This is a genomic window from Aeromonas sp. 603404 (assembly GCF_049171775.1).
In the GTDB taxonomy this organism is placed as follows: domain Bacteria; phylum Pseudomonadota; class Gammaproteobacteria; order Enterobacterales; family Aeromonadaceae; genus Aeromonas; species Aeromonas veronii_A.
This window is the reverse complement of record NZ_JAAKPE010000001.1, coordinates 459,380-476,973: the sequence shown is the minus strand read 5'-3', so window position 1 is coordinate 476,973 and position 17,594 is coordinate 459,380. Positions and strand designations below refer to the sequence as shown.

14 protein-coding genes and 1 other RNA gene are annotated in these 17,594 nt (G+C 59.7%); 4 read left to right on the top strand and 11 right to left on the bottom strand.

Annotation, left to right across the window (positions count from 1 at the left end; translation table 11 throughout):
- Positions 1 to 378: 378 nt before the first annotated feature.
- The 11 genes from G5306_RS02100 to G5306_RS02050 form a co-directional block, all read right to left on the bottom strand.
- Positions 379 to 1,020, bottom strand: a complete 642-nt coding sequence (locus G5306_RS02100) for a recombinase family protein (protein WP_421312239.1) — start codon at positions 1,018 to 1,020, stop codon at positions 379 to 381.
- A gap of 596 nt (positions 1,021 to 1,616) precedes the next feature.
- Entirely contained in the window at positions 1,617 to 2,462 is an 846-nt protein-coding gene (locus tag G5306_RS02095; protein ID WP_219264010.1) for an OST-HTH/LOTUS domain-containing protein, read from the bottom strand.
- A 91-nt stretch (positions 2,463 to 2,553) separates the two neighbouring features.
- Complete coding sequence (locus G5306_RS02090) at positions 2,554 to 3,714, bottom strand: tyrosine-type recombinase/integrase (protein ID WP_219264011.1); 1,161 nt, start codon at positions 3,712 to 3,714, stop codon at positions 2,554 to 2,556.
- Positions 3,715 to 3,811: 97 nt separating this feature from the next.
- An RNA gene (ffs, locus tag G5306_RS02085) (signal recognition particle sRNA small type) lies at positions 3,812 to 3,908 on the bottom strand.
- A 102-nt stretch (positions 3,909 to 4,010) separates the two neighbouring features.
- Positions 4,011 to 4,799, bottom strand: coding sequence for a sulfite exporter TauE/SafE family protein (locus G5306_RS02080; RefSeq protein ID WP_421312237.1), 789 nt, complete (start codon positions 4,797 to 4,799; stop codon positions 4,011 to 4,013).
- A gap of 105 nt (positions 4,800 to 4,904) precedes the next feature.
- The gene (gene arcD, locus G5306_RS02075) at positions 4,905 to 6,341 is read right to left on the bottom strand and encodes an arginine-ornithine antiporter (RefSeq protein ID WP_421312235.1); all 1,437 of its coding nucleotides are present in this window, start codon (positions 6,339 to 6,341) and stop codon (positions 4,905 to 4,907) included.
- A gap of 358 nt (positions 6,342 to 6,699) precedes the next feature.
- Positions 6,700 to 7,479 carry an SDR family oxidoreductase gene (locus G5306_RS02070; RefSeq protein WP_421312234.1) on the bottom strand — a complete coding sequence of 260 codons (780 nt, stop codon included), beginning with the start codon at positions 7,477 to 7,479 and terminating at the stop codon, positions 6,700 to 6,702.
- Positions 7,480 to 7,531: 52 nt separating this feature from the next.
- Complete coding sequence (gene mmsB / locus G5306_RS02065) at positions 7,532 to 8,434, bottom strand: 3-hydroxyisobutyrate dehydrogenase (protein WP_201953309.1); 903 nt, start codon at positions 8,432 to 8,434, stop codon at positions 7,532 to 7,534.
- 51 nt (positions 8,435 to 8,485) lie between these two features.
- Positions 8,486 to 9,598 (bottom strand): enoyl-CoA hydratase/isomerase family protein, encoded by a 1,113-nt coding sequence (locus G5306_RS02060; RefSeq protein WP_421312233.1) that lies wholly within the window; start codon positions 9,596 to 9,598, stop codon positions 8,486 to 8,488.
- A gap of 18 nt (positions 9,599 to 9,616) precedes the next feature.
- The gene (locus tag G5306_RS02055; protein WP_005336930.1) at positions 9,617 to 10,399 is read right to left on the bottom strand and encodes an enoyl-CoA hydratase; all 783 of its coding nucleotides are present in this window, start codon (positions 10,397 to 10,399) and stop codon (positions 9,617 to 9,619) included.
- A 134-nt stretch (positions 10,400 to 10,533) separates the two neighbouring features.
- On the bottom strand, positions 10,534 to 11,691 hold the full coding sequence (locus G5306_RS02050; RefSeq protein WP_421312231.1) for an acyl-CoA dehydrogenase family protein: 1,158 nt from the start codon (positions 11,689 to 11,691) through the stop codon (positions 10,534 to 10,536).
- Positions 11,692 to 11,996: 305 nt separating this feature from the next.
- Here G5306_RS02050 and G5306_RS02045 point away from each other — a divergent pair, with 305 nt between their 5' ends.
- Genes G5306_RS02045 through G5306_RS02030 form a run of 4 tightly spaced genes read left to right on the top strand, consistent with a single transcriptional unit; the run spans position 11,997 to position 17,588 of the window.
- Entirely contained in the window at positions 11,997 to 13,139 is a 1,143-nt protein-coding gene (locus G5306_RS02045; RefSeq protein ID WP_421312229.1) for an isovaleryl-CoA dehydrogenase, read from the top strand.
- Positions 13,136 to 14,737 (top strand): carboxyl transferase domain-containing protein, encoded by a 1,602-nt coding sequence (locus G5306_RS02040; RefSeq protein WP_421312227.1) that lies wholly within the window; start codon positions 13,136 to 13,138, stop codon positions 14,735 to 14,737. Before G5306_RS02045 ends, G5306_RS02040 begins: the two co-directional genes overlap by 4 nt.
- A gap of 11 nt (positions 14,738 to 14,748) precedes the next feature.
- Complete coding sequence (locus G5306_RS02035) at positions 14,749 to 15,603, top strand: enoyl-CoA hydratase-related protein (protein WP_128835562.1); 855 nt, start codon at positions 14,749 to 14,751, stop codon at positions 15,601 to 15,603.
- Positions 15,600 to 17,588: an acetyl/propionyl/methylcrotonyl-CoA carboxylase subunit alpha gene (locus G5306_RS02030; protein WP_421312225.1), complete on the top strand. Its 1,989-nt coding sequence runs from the start codon at positions 15,600 to 15,602 to the stop codon at positions 17,586 to 17,588. Before G5306_RS02035 ends, G5306_RS02030 begins: the two co-directional genes overlap by 4 nt.
- Positions 17,589 to 17,594 lie beyond the last annotated feature (6 nt).

The following is a 17,594-nucleotide window of genomic DNA, read 5'->3' as shown; positions in this document are numbered from 1 at the left end:
TCTCATGGGCTGTTCTCCATTGGTCAGGGTTTATTGGAAGGCAATTTTACAAAGGAAGGATCACGAGGACAAGGTGGCAGGCTGTCCAAAAACAGGGGCGGTAAGAAAGAGGGTCGATAGATTTGTTCTCTCCTATGGTCAGGGTTTATTCAAATCAGCCAAGCATCGGAGGTGATAGACTGCCAGTGGATAGAGGCATCGACAGGAAGCCATCTCAATGATCCTCTGTGATTATCCATGGCCAGCACCTAAGCTACCCCATAGGCCAGTTATGCGATTGCTCAGAGATCGTTTGGTGCGTGTAGTGGTCAACTCATGGTGGAAGATTGAATAAGGAAGACGAGCGAGAGGAACCCGATTCCTCTTGATGTCTATAGGTTACTCGGATAGTTCCCCGCCCTCTCGCGCCTTTTTCAGCACTCGCATGACGGTAGCTCGTGACATACCAGTCATCTCCACAATGTCCCCCACTGATACGCCATTGCGCCTGAGATCAACCATGATTTTGTGCTTGGCAACATCGGCTTTGCTTCCCCTGTACTTGCCAGCCTCCTTAGCCTTGGCGATGCCTTCAGCTTGTCGCCTTCTGCGATCCTCATAGTCTTTCCGAGCAAAGGCAGCAAGCAGTTCAAGCATCATCAGGTTCACAGCCCCAAGGATCCTCTGAGTCATGTCTGCGGCTCCAGCCTGTCCCTTGTCCATAGCTCCCCAAGAGGTGGGTAGATCCAAAGCGACTATACGCACCCCAGCATCTTCAACGGCTCGCTTGAGTTGTTGCCATTCGGATTCAACTAGACGGCTCAGGCGATCCACTTGCTCCAGCAGCAAGACATCTCCAGGTTGAGCGTCAGCCAGCAGGCGGGTCAACTCGGGACGATCCAAGTGTGCGCCAGATACGTTCTCCGCATACCACGCCGCTACTGTATAGCCTCGCTCTTGGGCAAAGTCTGCAAGTGTCTGACGTGCCCGTTGTGCATCTAGTTCTTGTGTACTGGCCCGCAGGTATGCCCTCACAAACATCTTTTCTCCTTGTCTCTCTCAGTCGTAATGTCAGTGTCGATCATTCATTAGGTCATGTCTCAATCAAGTGGGCTCACTATAGTTGTCTCATTGAAGTAGGGTCAATGATTTCTTTATCACTTATTGGGGCACATAAACTATGTATCGTTGATGTATACCCTATTGAGATAGGCGGAAGGCAGGCAGGACAAGGGCACCAGGACAGGCTGAAGGGTGGGACACAATGGCAAGGTAACGGGCAGATCTCAGGACGGCAGGCGGTAGGGCAGCAAGATCTCAGGGTGACAGCAGGGCAGGACTACAGGCGGGCAACGGCATGATGTGAGGAACGAACGTCCCTCTCCCCCCTGGCTGGCTTGATGCCCTATAGACAGGACAGGCGACAGGCTCCCCCAGGGCAGGACAGAAGGCAGACGGGCAGGTGATCGGGAAGGCAGCAGGAGGCCCCCCAGGGGGGGACTGGGGGTGGCGCGCGCATCTTATAAGCCCTCACGGATTTTTTCAGAATTTACTGGAGATACCTGTTTGATCCATTGAAATAATCAGGTTCCCTAGAATGTGCAGAAAATCCAAATGGCAGGATTTAGCAGATTTGCTTAAGTCCGGCGTGAGCGATACCAAGTGAGCACACCACTGGGAGAAAGCCGTTTGTCAACCTCGAAGAGCTGGGAACGATGAATAACCTCCCGCCAACTGCTGCATCCGTATAGCTTGGGGGATAGCCCTGGGTGGCTTTGGCCGATACTGCGGATGGCTTCGTTTAACTGTGCCCAGTCGTCCTTGGCTATTGAACGCTCTGCAAATTTCAGCTGTTGGATGATGGTAGTGGTTTCCCAATTGACGACAGGTTCACCAGGGATGATGCCGTAGTAGAAAAGATTCTTTCCGGCGGGAGAGTTTATAAAGTCGATCAGTTCCCTCTTGCCTTTTTCAAAAGTAGTCAGGAGGGAAATCAGCGTATCCCAGTTGTTCTCGATGGTATTGGCTGCTGTGAACAGATAGCTGATTGCCTCCTGGCAACTCGCCTCCGAGTTCAGAGCAAAGCGTGACAGGAAATGATGAACCAGCTCATTTCGCAACTCGAGTAGTTGTTTGAGCTTTTCGTTCATCCATTCCCCGTCCTCCAGACCACAGCTGAAGCTGAAGTAAGCTCGACTGTTTAGAGCATCATCATCAATTTCTTGCTCATCTCCCGGCGTCGTTCTCTGGTTCCACTGGCCCACCAAATGTCCCAGCGTCTTGCCGCCTAGAAGCTGGCGATCGCGTTCTACGTTACCAGCCAATTCATCGGAGAACCCGCTCACCTTCAGAGTGGGCAGGGTTGCTTTGAGCATCAATTCAAACTGCTGCAACTGGAGGAGGCATCGCCCGTATTCCAACGCTATTTGCTCTTTTAACTCATTCAAATCAGGTAGTGCCTTATCAGGCCTCTGGTGTTCCACTGGTGCTCTTCCTTGTGCTCATCAGCATCTAGCTAAATAGTGATTTTTCTTGGATTGAAATACATACGAAATGATCTCCAAGGTAGTACGTTCATAGTGCCGCTTCGATAGCTGCTTGTAGCTTCTCGACTGCTACCCCACCACCGTACCGATCATAGCTGATGGCACCATTGGTATGGCCAAGAATGGCCGCCGCATACTGTAGCGGTACACCCTGATCCTTCAACGCTGTTGCCACGGTATGCCGCAGGCTATGGAAGTCTTTGTCTATAGGGCGATGACGACTGAACCACTGCCCCCAGAGATGGCTGTAACCGTCTTGTCGATGAGGTAACTCAGGGAACAGCCGTCCTCCTGCCCTTTCCTGCACGAAGTCGATAAAGCCACCAGCAATCAGCGAGGAATGAATAGGGATCAGGCGGGCACTATTGGCCGTCTTGAGCTTCTGGTCTGGCCGGTTATCTCTGATGTTCAGGCACCATACCTCGTCGACCTGCTGCACATCGTCTGCGTACAACTGGCAGATCTCATTGGCTCTCGCTCCGGTATACAGGCCGAGCAGCGCTATCCACTTGCGGTATGGCTCCTGCTGCTTCGCCCACTGGATCAGCCGCTGTTTCTCCGCAGATGTGTATCCACTTCGAGCATTGACTTCTTTGACCCGTTGCAGCTTGAGCCCAGCGAAGTGATTGACGATGCCTTCATGGTGATTGCCGAGCCAAACGAACAACAGAGAGAGCTTCTGGAGGTACTTGTTGATAGTCGTCGGGCTCTTGCCTGAGTTCAGCAATTCGTCCTTGAACTTGACCACATCGGCCTTGCTGTAAGCGGTGGGAGATCTATCCCCCAGCGACTTGATGAAGTAACCGATGTAGTTCTTCTGGTTGCTGAGCTCTTTGGGTGCCCAGGATAGGGCTTTCTCTTTCAGATAACGCTCACTGAGCTCTGAAAGCACAGGGGATGAAATGGCAGAAGGAGCCGCAGAGACTGCATTAGGGGCAGGATTGACCGCTGGTTGTATCTGTTGCGCTAGCTGCTGAAGCTCCGGCAGGGAGCTTGGCTGAGGTTCTGGCTGGACAGTCTCAGGCTTTACCCGAGAACGCGCACAGGCAAGCATCTTAGCCACCATGTCACGTGCGACCAGCTTGTCCCGAGTGCGGAGAGATTTCTTGATGTCTTTGCGGCGACCACAGGGGAGCACTGTCACCTTGCGGTAGTACCAGATACCTTGAGGACTGAGCCAGAGATTCACAGAGAAGACTCCTGATTCATCCACATAAAGTGGATTACCAAGAGGTCTGAAGGGGGCCATTAGCTGTAACTTATTGAATTGCAGAAACAAGTGGTGGCCCTACCAGCCACATCCCGGCACTCGAGTCCCCCGCCTTGGCTGCTACCTTCCGGTCCTGACCAGGTCGACGGGTTATCAATGCGAGAGGACCAATAGGACCACCGGCGAGGAGAATAGGCAAACTGGCCTCTCAATGCAATGGCTTTCTGCCTTCCAATAGTTCGTTTGCCTTATTTTTCAACAATCTGCCGAATGAATCAGCTAAACAGCATGAATTTGGCCCCCACCAGCAGCATCAGCAGGGCAAAGGCCTGCTTGAGGCGTTTTGGTGACAGGCGGTGTGCCAGCTTGGCGCCAATGCGGGCGAACTGGGTACTGGTCAGCACAATGCCCAGCAGGGCGGGCAGATAGATGTAGCCAACACTCCACTCGGGCAGATCGGCATGATCCCAACCCGCATAGAGGTAGCTCAGGCTCCCCGCCAGCGCGATGGGCATGCTGCAGGCGGCAGAGGCGGCCACTGCATTGCGCATCGGCACCGAGTTCCAGCTCAAATAAGGGACGGTGAGCGAACCACCGCCAATGCCAAACAGCGCGGACATCCAGCCAATCACTGTGCCTGCGATGCCGGTGCCGAGCGGTCCCGGCATATGACGCTCCGCCTTGGGCTTTAGGTTGAGCCCCATCTGCAGCGCCATGCTCCAGGCGAAACAGCCGATGATGATGTTGAGGGTACTGGCGCTGAGCAGGTTGGCAGTCATGCCGCCGAGCCAGGCGCCAATCAGCATGCCGACCCCGAGCCGACGGATCATCACCCAGTCGACGGCCCCCGCCTCCTGATGGGCCCTGAGCGAGCTAAAGCCGGTGAAGATCATGGTGGGCAGCGAGGTGCCGAGGGCCAGATGGGTAATTATTTCAGGGTCGATACCCTGAGCGCGAAAGGTCATGACCAGCACGGGGACAATGATCAATCCACCGCCAATCCCGAACAGCCCTGCCAGCATGCCGGCAAAGGCGCCCAGCAGGAGGTAACCCATAAACAGCATAAAAATTCCTGTTTTGAACGATAAACGGCCAACACGGCCGGGCAACAGTGGATATCAGCATGAAAAAAAAGAGATGGCGCGAGGGCCATCTCTTCATTGTGCCGCTCAGTTCAGCGGAATGGTACCGTCCATCACCTTGTAGAAGGCCAGCACGGCACAGCCGAGCAGAGCCGCCGTCATCCCCTGCTCCAGCCGGTTAAGGCCACGCAGACCGTGATGCTGACGCGCCTTCCAGTAGATGAAGATGCCCGGACTATAGAGCAGCGCCACCAGCAACAGGTACTCCACACCGGCAGCGTAGACCAGCCAGCAGCCGTAAACGGTCGCCACCAGAGCCAGCAGCAGGTCACGCTTGCGCTGATGAGGTTGACCCTGATAGGTCTCCCCTTTCAATGCCAGCTTCAGGCCATAGGCACCGGAGAAAACGTAGGGCACCAACGCTGCAGAGGTCGCGATATTGACCAGCGCCAGATAGGTGCTGCTCTGGAAGTAGATGATGATCAGGAAGATCTGCACCAGACAGGTAGAGCACCAGAGGGACACCTGCGGCGAGCCGTTCTTGTTCTCCTTGGCAAACCAGGCCGGGAAGACCCCGGTTTTACCCGCAATGTAGGGCACTTCAGCCGCCAGCACGGTCCAGCTCAGCAGAGCCCCCATCACGGAGATCACCAGACCGATGTTGATGAGCCAGGCGCCCCAGGGGCCGACTACAGCTTCCAGGATCATGGCGGTAGAGGGGTTCTTGAGCTGGGCCAGCTCAGGCTGGGTCATTACCCCCAGCGAGAAGAGGGTCACCATCACGTAGAGCGCCAGCGCACCCAGCAGGGCCAGCACGGTCGCACGACCGACATCCTTGCGATGGCGGGCACGGGCAGAGACCACCACGGCCCCTTCAATCCCGATAAAGACCCAGAGGGTGACCTTCATGGTGGACTTGACCTGATCCATCACGGAACCGAGATCGCTGTTGCCATGACCCCAGAAGTCCAGGGTGAAGGTCTTCATATTGAAGGCAAGCAGGATGGCCACGCTGAAAACGATGAGCGGCACCATCTTGGCGATGGTGGTCACGATGTTCACCAGGGCCGCCACCTGCACCCCGCGTAGCACCAGCGAGTGTACCGACCAGATCAGGATGGAGGCCAGCGTGATGGCCACCGGCGTATTGCCGTCGCCGAAGATGACGTGACCCGGCGTATCGAAGAAGTAGCTGAGCGCGCTAAATACCACGATGGCGTAAGAGACGTTGGCCAGCAGTTGGCAGAGCCAGTAACCCCAGGCTGCGTTGAAGCCGATAAAATCGCCGAAACCGGCTTTGGCATAGCTGAAGATACCGCCATCGAGATCGGGGCGGCGCATGGAGAGGTTCTGATAAACCAGCGCGAGACAGATCATGCCCAGACCGGTGATGGCCCAACCCAGGGCGACCGCCCCGGCACTGGCATGCGCAGCAATGTTTTGTGGCAGACTGAAGACCCCGGCGCCGACCATGGAGCCGATCACCAGCGAAATGAGGGCGCCCAGCCCTAGTTTCTTGTCCATTTCAATCCTGTTTATTTAGGCGGCGGCAGAGCGTCCGTATTCATACTGCGCGCAATATGGGAGGGGCTGGGAATCCTGACCCCGTGAAAAAGGCGGCAACTATATTGCATGACTATTCCGACCGCAATCCCTCGTCCCGTCAATCATGCACCGCCTTGACCGCGCGCAATTTTACAGCACTGACCCATATGGCCTGTGAGCTGGCTCAAATTAACCAAGACCCATTGATATTTCTCATTTTTCTGCCAACACAACCTGACTCGCATGGTTCCTATGCATCGCCATTCAGGCACTCTCTGTATAAATAATCTGCATAAAAAAGCCCCGGTGGAAACACCGGGGCCCATTATGTAAATCCCTATAAACGCAAACCGCCATCCAGTTCTATCATCCTTCCCGACAGATAGTCGTTGGCAAAAATAAAGCTCACCGTCTCGGCCAGCTGTTGCGCCTCGCCAAGGGTGCCGACCGGAATAGCCTGCTGCATCCGCGCCATCGCCTCAGGCTTCATCGCCGCCGTCATGTCGGTGGCAAACACCCCGGGGGCAATCCCCATCACCCGAATGCCATGGCGCGCCAGCTCCCGCGACCAGGTCACCACCAGCGAGGCAACCCCCGCCTTGCTGGCGGCATAGTTGCTCTGGCCAATATTGCCGGCGCGGGCGATAGAGGAGATGTTGATGATAACGCCCTCCTGCCCCCCTTGCGCCATCAGCGCCGCCCCCTCGCGACCGCAGAGGAAGGTACCTGTGAGGTTGACGTCAATCACGCTCTGCCACTGGGCCAGCGTCATCTTCTCCACCAGCTCACCCTCTTTCACCTTGATCAGCATGCCATCGCGCAAAATGCCGGCACAGTTGATAAGACCGTGCAGCACGCCAAAACGCTCCTTGATGCCAGCAAAAACCGACTCAACCTCGGCTTCGCTCGCCACATTGCAGACAAACAGCTCACACTGGCTATCTTGATCGCACTGATCATTCTGACTGCGCACCAGGGCTGCGGTCGCCTCCAGATCGGCGCGATTGATGTCGAGCAGCGCCAGCGTCGCCCCCTGTGCGCCCAGGGCCAGCGCAATAGCCCGTCCCAAGCCACGTCCAGCGCCGGTAATAACGATGACCTTATCTTTGATATCCATCAATGCTCCTTGTAGCTGGTCGAAGAGAGATGCCTTGAAGAGAGGTGGCCCGTCAGGCGGGATCCTGTTTATCCAGATAGAGTTCGACGATGCTGGAGAAATCGCGGCTCCCCTGCCCCTGAGCGGCATGCAGGTTGAACAGGTTACGAGCGAGCGCCCCCATCGGCACAGCGCTGTGGCCATGCTCGGCCAGCGCCATGGCCAATCCCAAATCTTTCACCATCAAACGGGTCATAAAGCCCCCCTGATAGTTGCGGGCAGCGGGCACATTCTCCATCACCCCGGGCCAGGGGTTGTAGCGCTCCAGACTCCAGTTGTTGCCGGAGCTCTTGCCCATGATGGTGGAGAGCACGGCGGGATCCAGTCCCTCCTTCACCCCGAGGGCCAGCGCCTCGGCGGTACCCGCCATATGGATCGCAAGCAGCATGTTGTTGCACATCTTGGCGATCTGCCCGGCACCCAGCGCCCCGGCGTGAAACAGGTTCTGCCCCATGCAGGCGAGCAGAGGTTTTGCCGACTCGAAATCCGCCCTATCGCCGCCAACGATAAAGGTGAGCGTCCCGGCGGCCGCACCGGCGACACCGCCCGATACGGGGGCATCAATAAAGCGCAAACCGCGTGCGCGGGCCGCCTCCCCGACCTGACGGGCAGAGTCGACATCTATGGTGGAGCAGTCGATCACCAGTGCACCAACCGGCAGGGCTGCCAGCAGATCCTGCCCCTCAGACAACCAAAGGTCGCGCACATGCTCCCCCGCAGGTAGCATGCTGATCACCACCTCGCAGCCGGTCACCGCCTCACGGGCATCCCCCGCGGCGATGCAGCCAGCGGCGATAGCGCGCTCAATGTTTTGGGCAACCAGATCAAACACCTGCACCCTGTGCCCGGCCCTGGCCAGATTGGCCGCCATGGGCCCCCCCATGTTGCCGAGCCCGATAAACCCTATCCTTGTCATCCCGCTTGCTCCTTGCGTTGCTGATGGCGGCGTGCGCCGGTTGCCAAGATGTTATTCCTTGCAGGCCAACGGATTGCGCCCCTGCGGCCAGCGATAGAACTCGTCCAGCCACTCCCCCTCCGGTGGCAACTGTTGCCAGCGGGGATCTTTATCCTTGTCGATCAGCAGTGCCCGTACCCCTTCCACAAAATCCCCCTTCAGCACGCAGTTGACCGAGAGGGTCAGCTCCTCGGCAAATACCTCTGCCAGTGAGTTGCGGCGAGCCTGCCAATATTGACGCCACAAAATGGCGCGGCTGATGGGGCTGCCGGTGCGGCAGAGCTGCTGCGCCTGCTGGAGTACCGTCTCCTGTTCATCGAACTGAGCTTCGAACAACCGCGCCAATACCCCTTGCAGCGTGCGCCCCGCCAGCAGGACATCGATTTTCTGTTGATGGGGTAGCAATACTGGCGCTGGCAAGCGGGCCGCTACCTCACGGTGCAATCCCCTGAGCAGCAGATCGATCTGCTCACGGGGATCACCACTAGCAGCCCAGTCGAGTACGGCGAGGCGTGACAACAGCGCACTGTGCTCGCCACTGGCGATGGCGTGATCCGCCAACCCCACCCCAAGGGCATCTGCGCCATTAAAGCGGGCGCCAGTCAGACCGAGCCAGAGCCCGAGTCGCCCCGGCATCCGGCTTAAAAACCAGCTCGCTCCCACGTCGGGGTAGAGTCCTATGGTTACCTCCGGCATGGCGAACAGGCTCTTTTCGGTCACCACCCGAAAATCGGCACCGGCAAACAGGCCAATGCCGCCCCCCATGCAGATACCGTCCGCCACGCAGATCAGGGGCTTGCGGTAAGAGTGGATGTGGTGGTCGAGCCGGTACTCCTGCTCGAAAAAGTCGCGGGCATATTCGAACAGTTCCGATCCGCTTGCCTCCTGCTTGCGGTAATAGAAGGAGCGGATATCGCCACCGGCACAAAATGCCTTCTCACCCATCCCCTGCAGCAGTACACAGACGATGGCGGGATCCTGCTCCCAACGGGTCAGCGTCTGTTGCAGGATCTGGATCATCGGCAGGCTCAATGCGTTGAGAGACGCAGGGCTGTCGAGGGTCAACACCCCGATCTGATGGCCATCTTCGGTGGGATAACAGCTAACCTTGACCGGCTCACTCATAAACGGCTCCGTATGGATTTACTCTGTTGGGCCATATTGCCAGCGCGGTAAGCGTTTCTCCAGGAAGGCGGCCACCCCTTCACGCTGATTGGCATCGCTAAAGAGATCGAGAAACAGCGACCGCTCAAGGGGCAAGGCGGCATCCCGCGGGCCACTGCGGCCCTGATTGATCAGGGTTTTGCAGGCGCGCAGGGCGCTCGGGCTCTGGCGCTCCACCAGATGGGCCATCTGGTGCGCCGCCTCCCATGCCTGACCGGTTTTCACCACCTCCTCCACCAGCCCCATCTCGTAAGCCAGCGAGGCACTCACCTTCTCACCGCAGAGGATCATCCGCTTGGCCCAGCCCGGCCCCACCAGCTCGGTCAAACGCTGGGTGCCACCGGCACAGGGAAGCAAGCCCACCGAGGCTTCCGGCAGTCCCAGCAACGCCTGCTGCTCGGCGATACGGATATCACAGGCCAGCGCCACTTCCAGGCCACCGCCCATGGCATAACCATTGATGGCGGCGATACTGACGCCGTGAAAACGGGCCAGCGCCTCGAAGGCCTTGCCAAAGGCCTCGGCTACTTCGCGGGCCAGCTCGACATTCCCCTCGACAAACATATTGAGGTCGGCACCGGCACAGAAAAATTTGTCGCCAGCCCCGCGGATCACCAGCGCCACCACATCGGGACGACTGTCGAGCTCCACCATCATCTGCAAAAAGGCCTGCAGGCTGGCGAGGGTCCAGGTGTTGGCAGGGGGATGGTCGAGGGTGATATAGGCCACGTGGCCATGATATTCGAGTCTGATCCTTGTCATAACATTGTCCTTGTCGATGAAGCTGCCGCCATGATGACAGGCTTGAATGACGCCAACCTGTGGCTGGCTCACAATGCCGAAACCGGCATGGTGCAATCGGGTGGCAGGCAACACACCCTTGATGCGACCACCGGTTAGCCCAGCGTCAAACCGGGATCGGTCAGCATGCGGCGCGCGATGATGAGTCGCATCACCTCGTTGGTGCCCTCCAGAATGCGGTGTACCCGGGTATCGCGCAGATAGCGCTCGAGCGGATACTCGCGGATATAACCATAGCCGCCAAAGAGTTGCAGAGCCTCATCACAGATTCGATAACCCACATCGGTGGCAAACCGTTTGGCCATGGCACACCAGGCACTCTTGTCGGGTGCCCCGCGATCCAGCTTGTCGGCGGCCTGACGTACCAGCAGGCGGGCGGCAGCCAGCTCGGTCGCCATATCGGCCAGGCGAAACTGCACGCTCTGGAATTCGCTGATCGGGTGACCAAATTGCTGGCGCTGCTGCACATAGACCAGCGCATCGTCCAGCGCCTGCTGGGCTGTGCCCACTGAACAGGTGGCAATATTGATGCGCCCCCCATCGAGGGCCTGCATGGCGAACTTGAATCCTTCCCCCTCTTCGCCCAACCGATAACAGGCAGGAATGCGAACCCCGTTGAAAACAACCTCCCGGGTCGGCTGGCTGTTCCAGCCCATCTTCTCTTCTGCCTTGCCATAGCTCACGCCGGGGGCATTAGCCGGCACCATAAAGGCAGAGATCCCCTTCGCACCTTCACCACCGGTACGGGCCATCACCACCAGCACGTCAGTGCTGCCCGCTCCCGAGATAAAGACCTTGGTTCCCTCGATGAGGTAGCTATCACCCTCGCGCACCGCCCGGGTCTTGAGTGCCGCAGCATCGGAACCCGCCCCCGGCTCGGTGAGACAATAGGAGCCCAGCAACTCGCCGCTGGCCAGTTTGGGCACCCACTCTTTGGCAACCTCGGTGGGTAACCAGCTTCCCAGCATCCAGCTCACCATGTTGTGGATAGTCAGATACGCCGTGGTCGAGGTACAGCCCATGGCGAGGCGCTCGAAGATGAGGCTCGCATCGAGGCGAGGTAGCCCCAATCCGCCAAACTGCTCCGGGGTATAGAGGCCACAAAAACCTAGCCCGGCCGCCTGCTTGATGGTCGGGATCGGAAACTCATGCTCCTTGTCCCAGCGCGCGGCATGGGGTTTGAGCGCCTCATCGGCAAAGGCGGCGGCCGCCTCCACATACGCCTGTTGATCATCGGTCAGGGTAAAATCCATCTTGTCGTTCGCTCCCTTGTTGCCCCGCGCTTCTTTTCCTGAGTTAGTGCTTTATGACGCGGCGCCCACACGCTGCGTCTGTCGGATCTGCCACTATGGCGCTGTTGTCGTGGCAGCTGATGACGCTTTCACTACCACCGCTTTATCAACACACAACAGATTAACAATTGATTTACGTTTACGCTAACGTAAACTTGTGGCAGAAGTGAAGTACAAAATGGACCGACCACTGCCAGCCGTAACGCCGAGTCAGCCGGTCGAACCAACCTTCCTACCCGACTGTCATATCCGCAAGGAGAGCATGGATGCAGATGGATGAGACCCTGAATGCCCTGACCGAACAGGTTGCGGCCTTCTGCCAGAAAGTGATCGCCCCGCGCGCCAGCGAGATCGATCAGAGCAACGCCTTTCCCCGTGATCTCTGGCCCCGGATGGGTGAGCTGGGGCTGCACGGCATCACGGTGGCGGAGGAGTATGACGGGGTAAACCTCGGCTATCTGGCCCATGTGCTGGTGATGGAGCAGGTGAGCCGCGCCAGCGCCTCGGTCGGCCTCTCCTACGGCGCCCACTCCAACCTCTGCATCAACCAGATCCACCGCCACGGCACACCGGAGCAAAAAGCGCGCTACCTGCCCCCGCTGGTGAGCGGCGAGCATGTGGGAGCGCTGGCCATGAGCGAGCCGGGAGCCGGGTCCGATGTGGTCAGCATGCGCCTCACCGCGGAGCGCGAGGGCGATCACTTCGTGCTGAACGGCAACAAGATGTGGATCACCAATGGGCCCGATGCCGACACCTTCGTCATCTATGCCAAGACAGATGCCAGTGCCGGCCCCAAAGGAATTTCTGCTTTTATCGTTGAAGCCGGCACTCCCGGTTTTTCTACCGCCCAGAAGCTCGACAAGCTGGGGATGCGCGGCTCCAGTACCTGCGAGCTGGTGTTCGACAACTGCCCCGTACCGCAGGAGAACCTGCTGGGCCCGCTGCACGGCGGGGTCAAGGTGCTGATGAGCGGGCTCGATTACGAGCGGGTGGTGCTGGCTGCGGGCCCCCTTGGCATCATGCAGGCCTGCATGGATGTAGTGCTGCCCTATGTGCGTGAGCGCAAGCAGTTTGGTCAAGCCATCGGCGAGTTCCAGCTGGTGCAGGGCAAGCTCGCCGACATGTATACCCGCCTCGCCAGCAGCCGGGCGCTGGTCTACTCGGTGGCGAACGCCTGCGATCAGGGTCGCACCAGCCGTAAAGATTGCGCCGCAGCCATCCTGTTTGCCGCCGAAAACGCCACCCAGATGGCCCTCGACGCTATCCAGTTGCTCGGCGGCAACGGTTACATCAACGAATACCCCACTGGCCGCCTACTGCGGGACGCCAAACTCTACGAGATCGGCGCCGGCACCTCGGAGATCCGCCGCTGGCTCATCGGCCGCGAGCTGATGGGAGAAAATGCATGAGTCGTATCCACTCCCACCTTGACACGGCGAGCCCGGAATATGCGGCCAATCGGGCCGCCATGCAGGGGCTGGTCGACGATCTCCACGCCCGCATTGCCGAGATCGCGCTAGGGGGCGGTGCGGCCAACAACGCCCGCCATCAGGCCCGTGGCAAGCTGCTGCCCCGCGAGCGCATCAATCAGCTGCTGGACCCGGGCTCCCCGTTTCTCGAGCTCTCGGCGCTGGCTGGCTGGCAGGTCTATGACGAGCCAGTGCCCGCCGCCGGTATCATCACCGGCATCGGCCGGGTCTCGGGCAGGCTCTGCATGCTGGTGGTGAACGACGCCACCGTGAAAGGCGGCACCTACTACCCGCTCACGGTGAAAAAGCACCTGCGCGCCCAGGCCATCGCCGAGCGGCTGCGCCTCCCCTGCCTCTATCTGGTGGATTCCGGTGGCGCCTTCTTGCCGATGCAGGACGAGGTGTTCCCCGACCGGGATCACTTTGGCCGCATCTTCTACAACCAGGCCCGCATGTCGGCCCAGAACATCCCCCAGCTGGCGGTGGTGATGGGGCTCTGCACCGCTGGCGGCGCCTACGTGCCCGCCATGGCTGATGAATCCATCATGGTCAGGGAGCAAGCCACCATCTTTCTGGCGGGTCCGCCGCTGGTCAAGGCCGCCACCGGCGAGGAGATCAGCGCCGAGGCCCTGGGCGGCGCCGAGGTGCACTGCGCCCACTCCGGCGTTGCTGATCATATGGCCCGTGACGATGCCCATGCGCTGGCCATCGCCCGCACGCTGGTTACTCATCTGGGTAACGAGCCGATAGAGAGCAGCCCCGGCTACGAGCCCCCCTGCTACCCAATCGAGGAACTCTACGGTCTGGTGGGCACCAGTCTCAAACGCCCTTACGACGCCCGCGAACTGATTGCACGACTGGTGGATGGCTCTGATTTTGACGAATTCAAGGCGCAGTTCGGCACCACACTGGTGACCGGCTTTGCCCGTATTTGCGGCATGGAAGTGGGCATCCTCGCCAACAACGGCGTGCTGCACAGCGACAGTGCCCAGAAGGGGGCCCACTTTATCCAACTCTGTAACCGGCGTGCCATCCCGCTGCTCTTTTTGCAAAACATCACCGGCTTTATGGTGGGGAGTAGCGCAGAAAAAGAGGGGATCGCCAAGCACGGCGCCAAGCTGGTCACTGCAGTGGCCTGCAGCCGGGTGCCCAAGATCACCCTGATCGTCGGCGGCAGCTTTGGTGCCGGCAACTACGGCATGTGCGGCCGCGCTTATGAGCCCGATTTTCTCTTTAGCTGGCCCAACAGCCGCATCTCCGTCATGGGTGGCGAACAAGCTGCCGGAGTGCTGGTGCAGGTGCGTCGCGACAAGCTGACTGCCGAGGGCAAAGATTTGAGCGAGCAGGAAGCGGCCGCCATCCGCGCGCCCGTGATCGAACAGTATGAGCGCCAGGGTCACCCCTACTACGCCAGCGCTCGCCTGTGGGATGACGGCGTCATCGACCCGGCCCAGAGCCGCACCGTGCTGGCGCTGGCGCTCGCCGCATGTCAGGGTGCCCGCATTGAACCCGAGCAGTACGGCATCTTTCGGATGTAAGGAGCAAACCCATGTCAGACCCACTTACTTCCTCAGCACTTGGCTCTTCAACACAGGGCCCGTTTCGGCTGGAGCGGCACGGCCCGCTGGCCGAGCTGGTGCTGTCGCGCCCGGCCCGCCACAACGCCTTTGATGCCGACCTGATGCTGGGGCTGCTCGACTGCCTCGATGATCTGGCCCATCTCCATGGTCATGATCTCGCCGAACGTCCTCATGCTTTGCTGCTGCGGGCCGAAGGCAAACACTTTTGCGCGGGCGCCGATCTCAACTGGATGCGCAATCTGGCCCACGCCGATTTCGAGCACAATCGCGAAGACGCCCGGGTACTGGCCCGGCTGATGCAGACCCTCGACGAGCTCCCCTTCCCCACGGTGGCGCTGGTGCAAGGGGCCGCCTATGGCGGGGCGCTCGGCCTCATCTGCGCCTGTGATCTGGTGCTGGCCAGCGACGATGCCCGCTTCTGCCTCTCCGAGGTGAGCCTGGGTCTGGTGCCTGCGGTGATCAGCCCCTACGTGGTGCGCACCATGGGAATGCGTCAGGCGCGCCGCTACATGCTTAGTGCCGAGCCGTTCGATGCCATCACCGCCTGTCGGCTCAATGTGGCACATCAACTCTGCAAGCCGGATCAACTGCTGGCGGAGGGACGGGCGCAGGCCCTTCGTCTGTGCCGCAACGGGCCGGAGGCAATGAAAGAGACCAAACGACTGCTGGCGGCGATAGAGGCCCATCCTTCCCGCCTGCACGAAGAGAAAACTGTCGAGACCATTGCCCGGGTTCGGGTGGGACTCGAAGCCCAGGAGGGGATGCAGGCCTTCTTTGACAAACGCCCTCCCGCCTGGCGTCCCCGTTTCAAGGATGAGACATGACCCATCACACTCAGATTAAACGCCTGCTGATCGCCAATCGCGGCGAAATCGCCGTGCGCATCATCAAGACGGCGAAACACCTCGGCATCCACACCATCGCCCTCTACTCCGATGCCGACGCCCATGCCATGCACACCCGTCTGGCCGATGAGGCCTGGCATCTGGGGCCCGCACCGGCCAGAGAGAGCTATCTCGACACCGGCAAGGTGCTGAAGATTGCCAAAGAGGCGCGCGCCGATGCAATCCATCCCGGTTACGGCTTTCTGTCGGAAAACAGCGATTTTGCCACCGCCTGCGAACAGCGCGGCCTGCGCTTTGTCGGCCCAAGCGGCGCCGCCATTCTCGCCATGGGCGACAAATCGGGCGCCAAGGCGCTGATGCAGACCGCCGGTGTACCTGTACTGCCTGGCTATCACGGCACGGATCAGCGGCCGGACTTTTTGCGCGATCAGGCGAGCCAGATTGGCTTCCCGCTACTTATCAAGGCGGCCAGTGGCGGCGGTGGCAAGGGGATGCGCCGGGTCGATCAGCTGGCCGACTTTGACGAGTCGCTGGCGGCAGTCAAACGGGAAGCCAACGCTGCCTTTGGTGACGATCTTGTGCTGCTGGAGCGCTATCTGCCCCGGGCTCGCCACGTGGAGGTGCAGGTCTTTGCCGATAGCCTCGGCAACGCCATCTATCTGGGGGACAGGGACTGCTCCTTGCAGCGACGCCATCAGAAGGTGATCGAAGAGGCGCCCGCCCCCGACATCCCTCCGGCTCTGCGCCGCGCCATGGGGGATGCGGCCGTGGCAGCTGCCAAAGCCATCCACTATCAGGGGGCGGGCACCATCGAGTTTCTGCTCTGCAAGGATGAGTTCTTCTTTATGGAGATGAACACCCGGCTGCAGGTGGAGCATCCGGTCACCGAAGCCGTAACCGGGCAGGATCTGGTGGCCTGGCAGCTGGCCGTGGCCGAAGGCAAGCCGCTGCCACTCACTCAGGAGGAAGTGGTGCTGCGCGGCCATGCGGTGGAGGCGCGCCTCTACGCCGAGGATGTGGCGGCCGGTTTTCTACCTGCCAGCGGGCCTATCCACTGGCTCCACTGGCCGGATGGCGTGCGCATCGACACCGGCGTTACCATAGGTGATGAGGTGAGCCCCTATTACGATCCCATGATCGCCAAACTGATCGCCCACGGCCAGAACCGCGCCGAGGCGTTCGCCAAACTGGCCGATGCGCTGGCGGCACTGGATCTCGGCCCGCTGGTGCACAACGGCCCGCTGCTGCTGCGCCTGTGTGAAGAGCCCGACGTACTGGCCATGGGCCACCATACCCAGTGGCCCATTCCCACCACAGCACAGCCCATTCCTGAGCTCGCCTGGCCGCTGGCCGCCCTCTGGCTGGCGAGCCGCCCTGTGGGCACCTCCCCCTGGCAGCAAGCCTGTGGATTTCGGCTGGGGCCGGATCGCTGCTGGACAGCGGCGGTACGGATCGGCGATGAGCGCCGGGTATTGACCCTTAACGATCATGACGGCCAGTTTGAGTGGCAAGGGGAGACCCGTTGCTACCAGAGAGGTAACGATCATATCCGGCTACAACAGGGTGGCTGCTGGCAGCAGATCCCCATTCAGACGGTCGCAGGCTCGGAGGCAACCTTCATCATGACCCTGGGGGGCCAGCGCATCCGCTTCGCGGCTGATGATCAGCTGCACAATCACCACCATGATCAGGTAAACGAGAAGGCGCAGGGCGCCATCGCCCCTATGCATGGCATCGTAGTCGCGGTGCTGGTCGAGCAGGGACAAGCAGTCAACAAGGGGCAACCCCTGCTGGTGCTGGAAGCGATGAAGATGGAACACCAGCTACGTGCAGAGCGGAACGGGGTAATTGAAGCCCTGCATTGCAAACAGGGTGATCAGGTGAGCCAAGGGGCCGTGCTGGTGCGCTTTGCCGATGCCGCCCTAGAGGAGAACGCCATCAACCAACAAGCGAGTAGATCATGAACAGAG

Coding starts and splice junctions, on each gene's coding strand:
- arcD (WP_421312235.1), bottom strand. CDS start 6,341: ATGGACAAGAAACTAGGGCTGGGCGCCCTCATTTCGCTGGTGATCGGC.
- G5306_RS02050 (WP_421312231.1), bottom strand. CDS start 11,691: ATGGATTTTACCCTGACCGATGATCAACAGGCGTATGTGGAGGCGGCC.
- G5306_RS02070 (WP_421312234.1), bottom strand. CDS start 7,479: ATGGATATCAAAGATAAGGTCATCGTTATTACCGGCGCTGGACGTGGC.
- G5306_RS02030 (WP_421312225.1), top strand. CDS start 15,600: ATGACCCATCACACTCAGATTAAACGCCTGCTGATCGCCAATCGCGGC.
- G5306_RS02060 (WP_421312233.1), bottom strand. CDS start 9,598: ATGAGTGAGCCGGTCAAGGTTAGCTGTTATCCCACCGAAGATGGCCAT.
- G5306_RS02080 (WP_421312237.1), bottom strand. CDS start 4,799: ATGCTGTTTATGGGTTACCTCCTGCTGGGCGCCTTTGCCGGCATGCTG.
- mmsB (WP_201953309.1), bottom strand. CDS start 8,434: ATGACAAGGATAGGGTTTATCGGGCTCGGCAACATGGGGGGGCCCATG.
- G5306_RS02035 (WP_128835562.1), top strand. CDS start 14,749: ATGTCAGACCCACTTACTTCCTCAGCACTTGGCTCTTCAACACAGGGC.
- G5306_RS02045 (WP_421312229.1), top strand. CDS start 11,997: ATGCAGATGGATGAGACCCTGAATGCCCTGACCGAACAGGTTGCGGCC.
- G5306_RS02055 (WP_005336930.1), bottom strand. CDS start 10,399: ATGACAAGGATCAGACTCGAATATCATGGCCACGTGGCCTATATCACC.
- G5306_RS02040 (WP_421312227.1), top strand. CDS start 13,136: ATGAGTCGTATCCACTCCCACCTTGACACGGCGAGCCCGGAATATGCG.
- G5306_RS02100 (WP_421312239.1), bottom strand. CDS start 1,020: ATGTTTGTGAGGGCATACCTGCGGGCCAGTACACAAGAACTAGATGCA.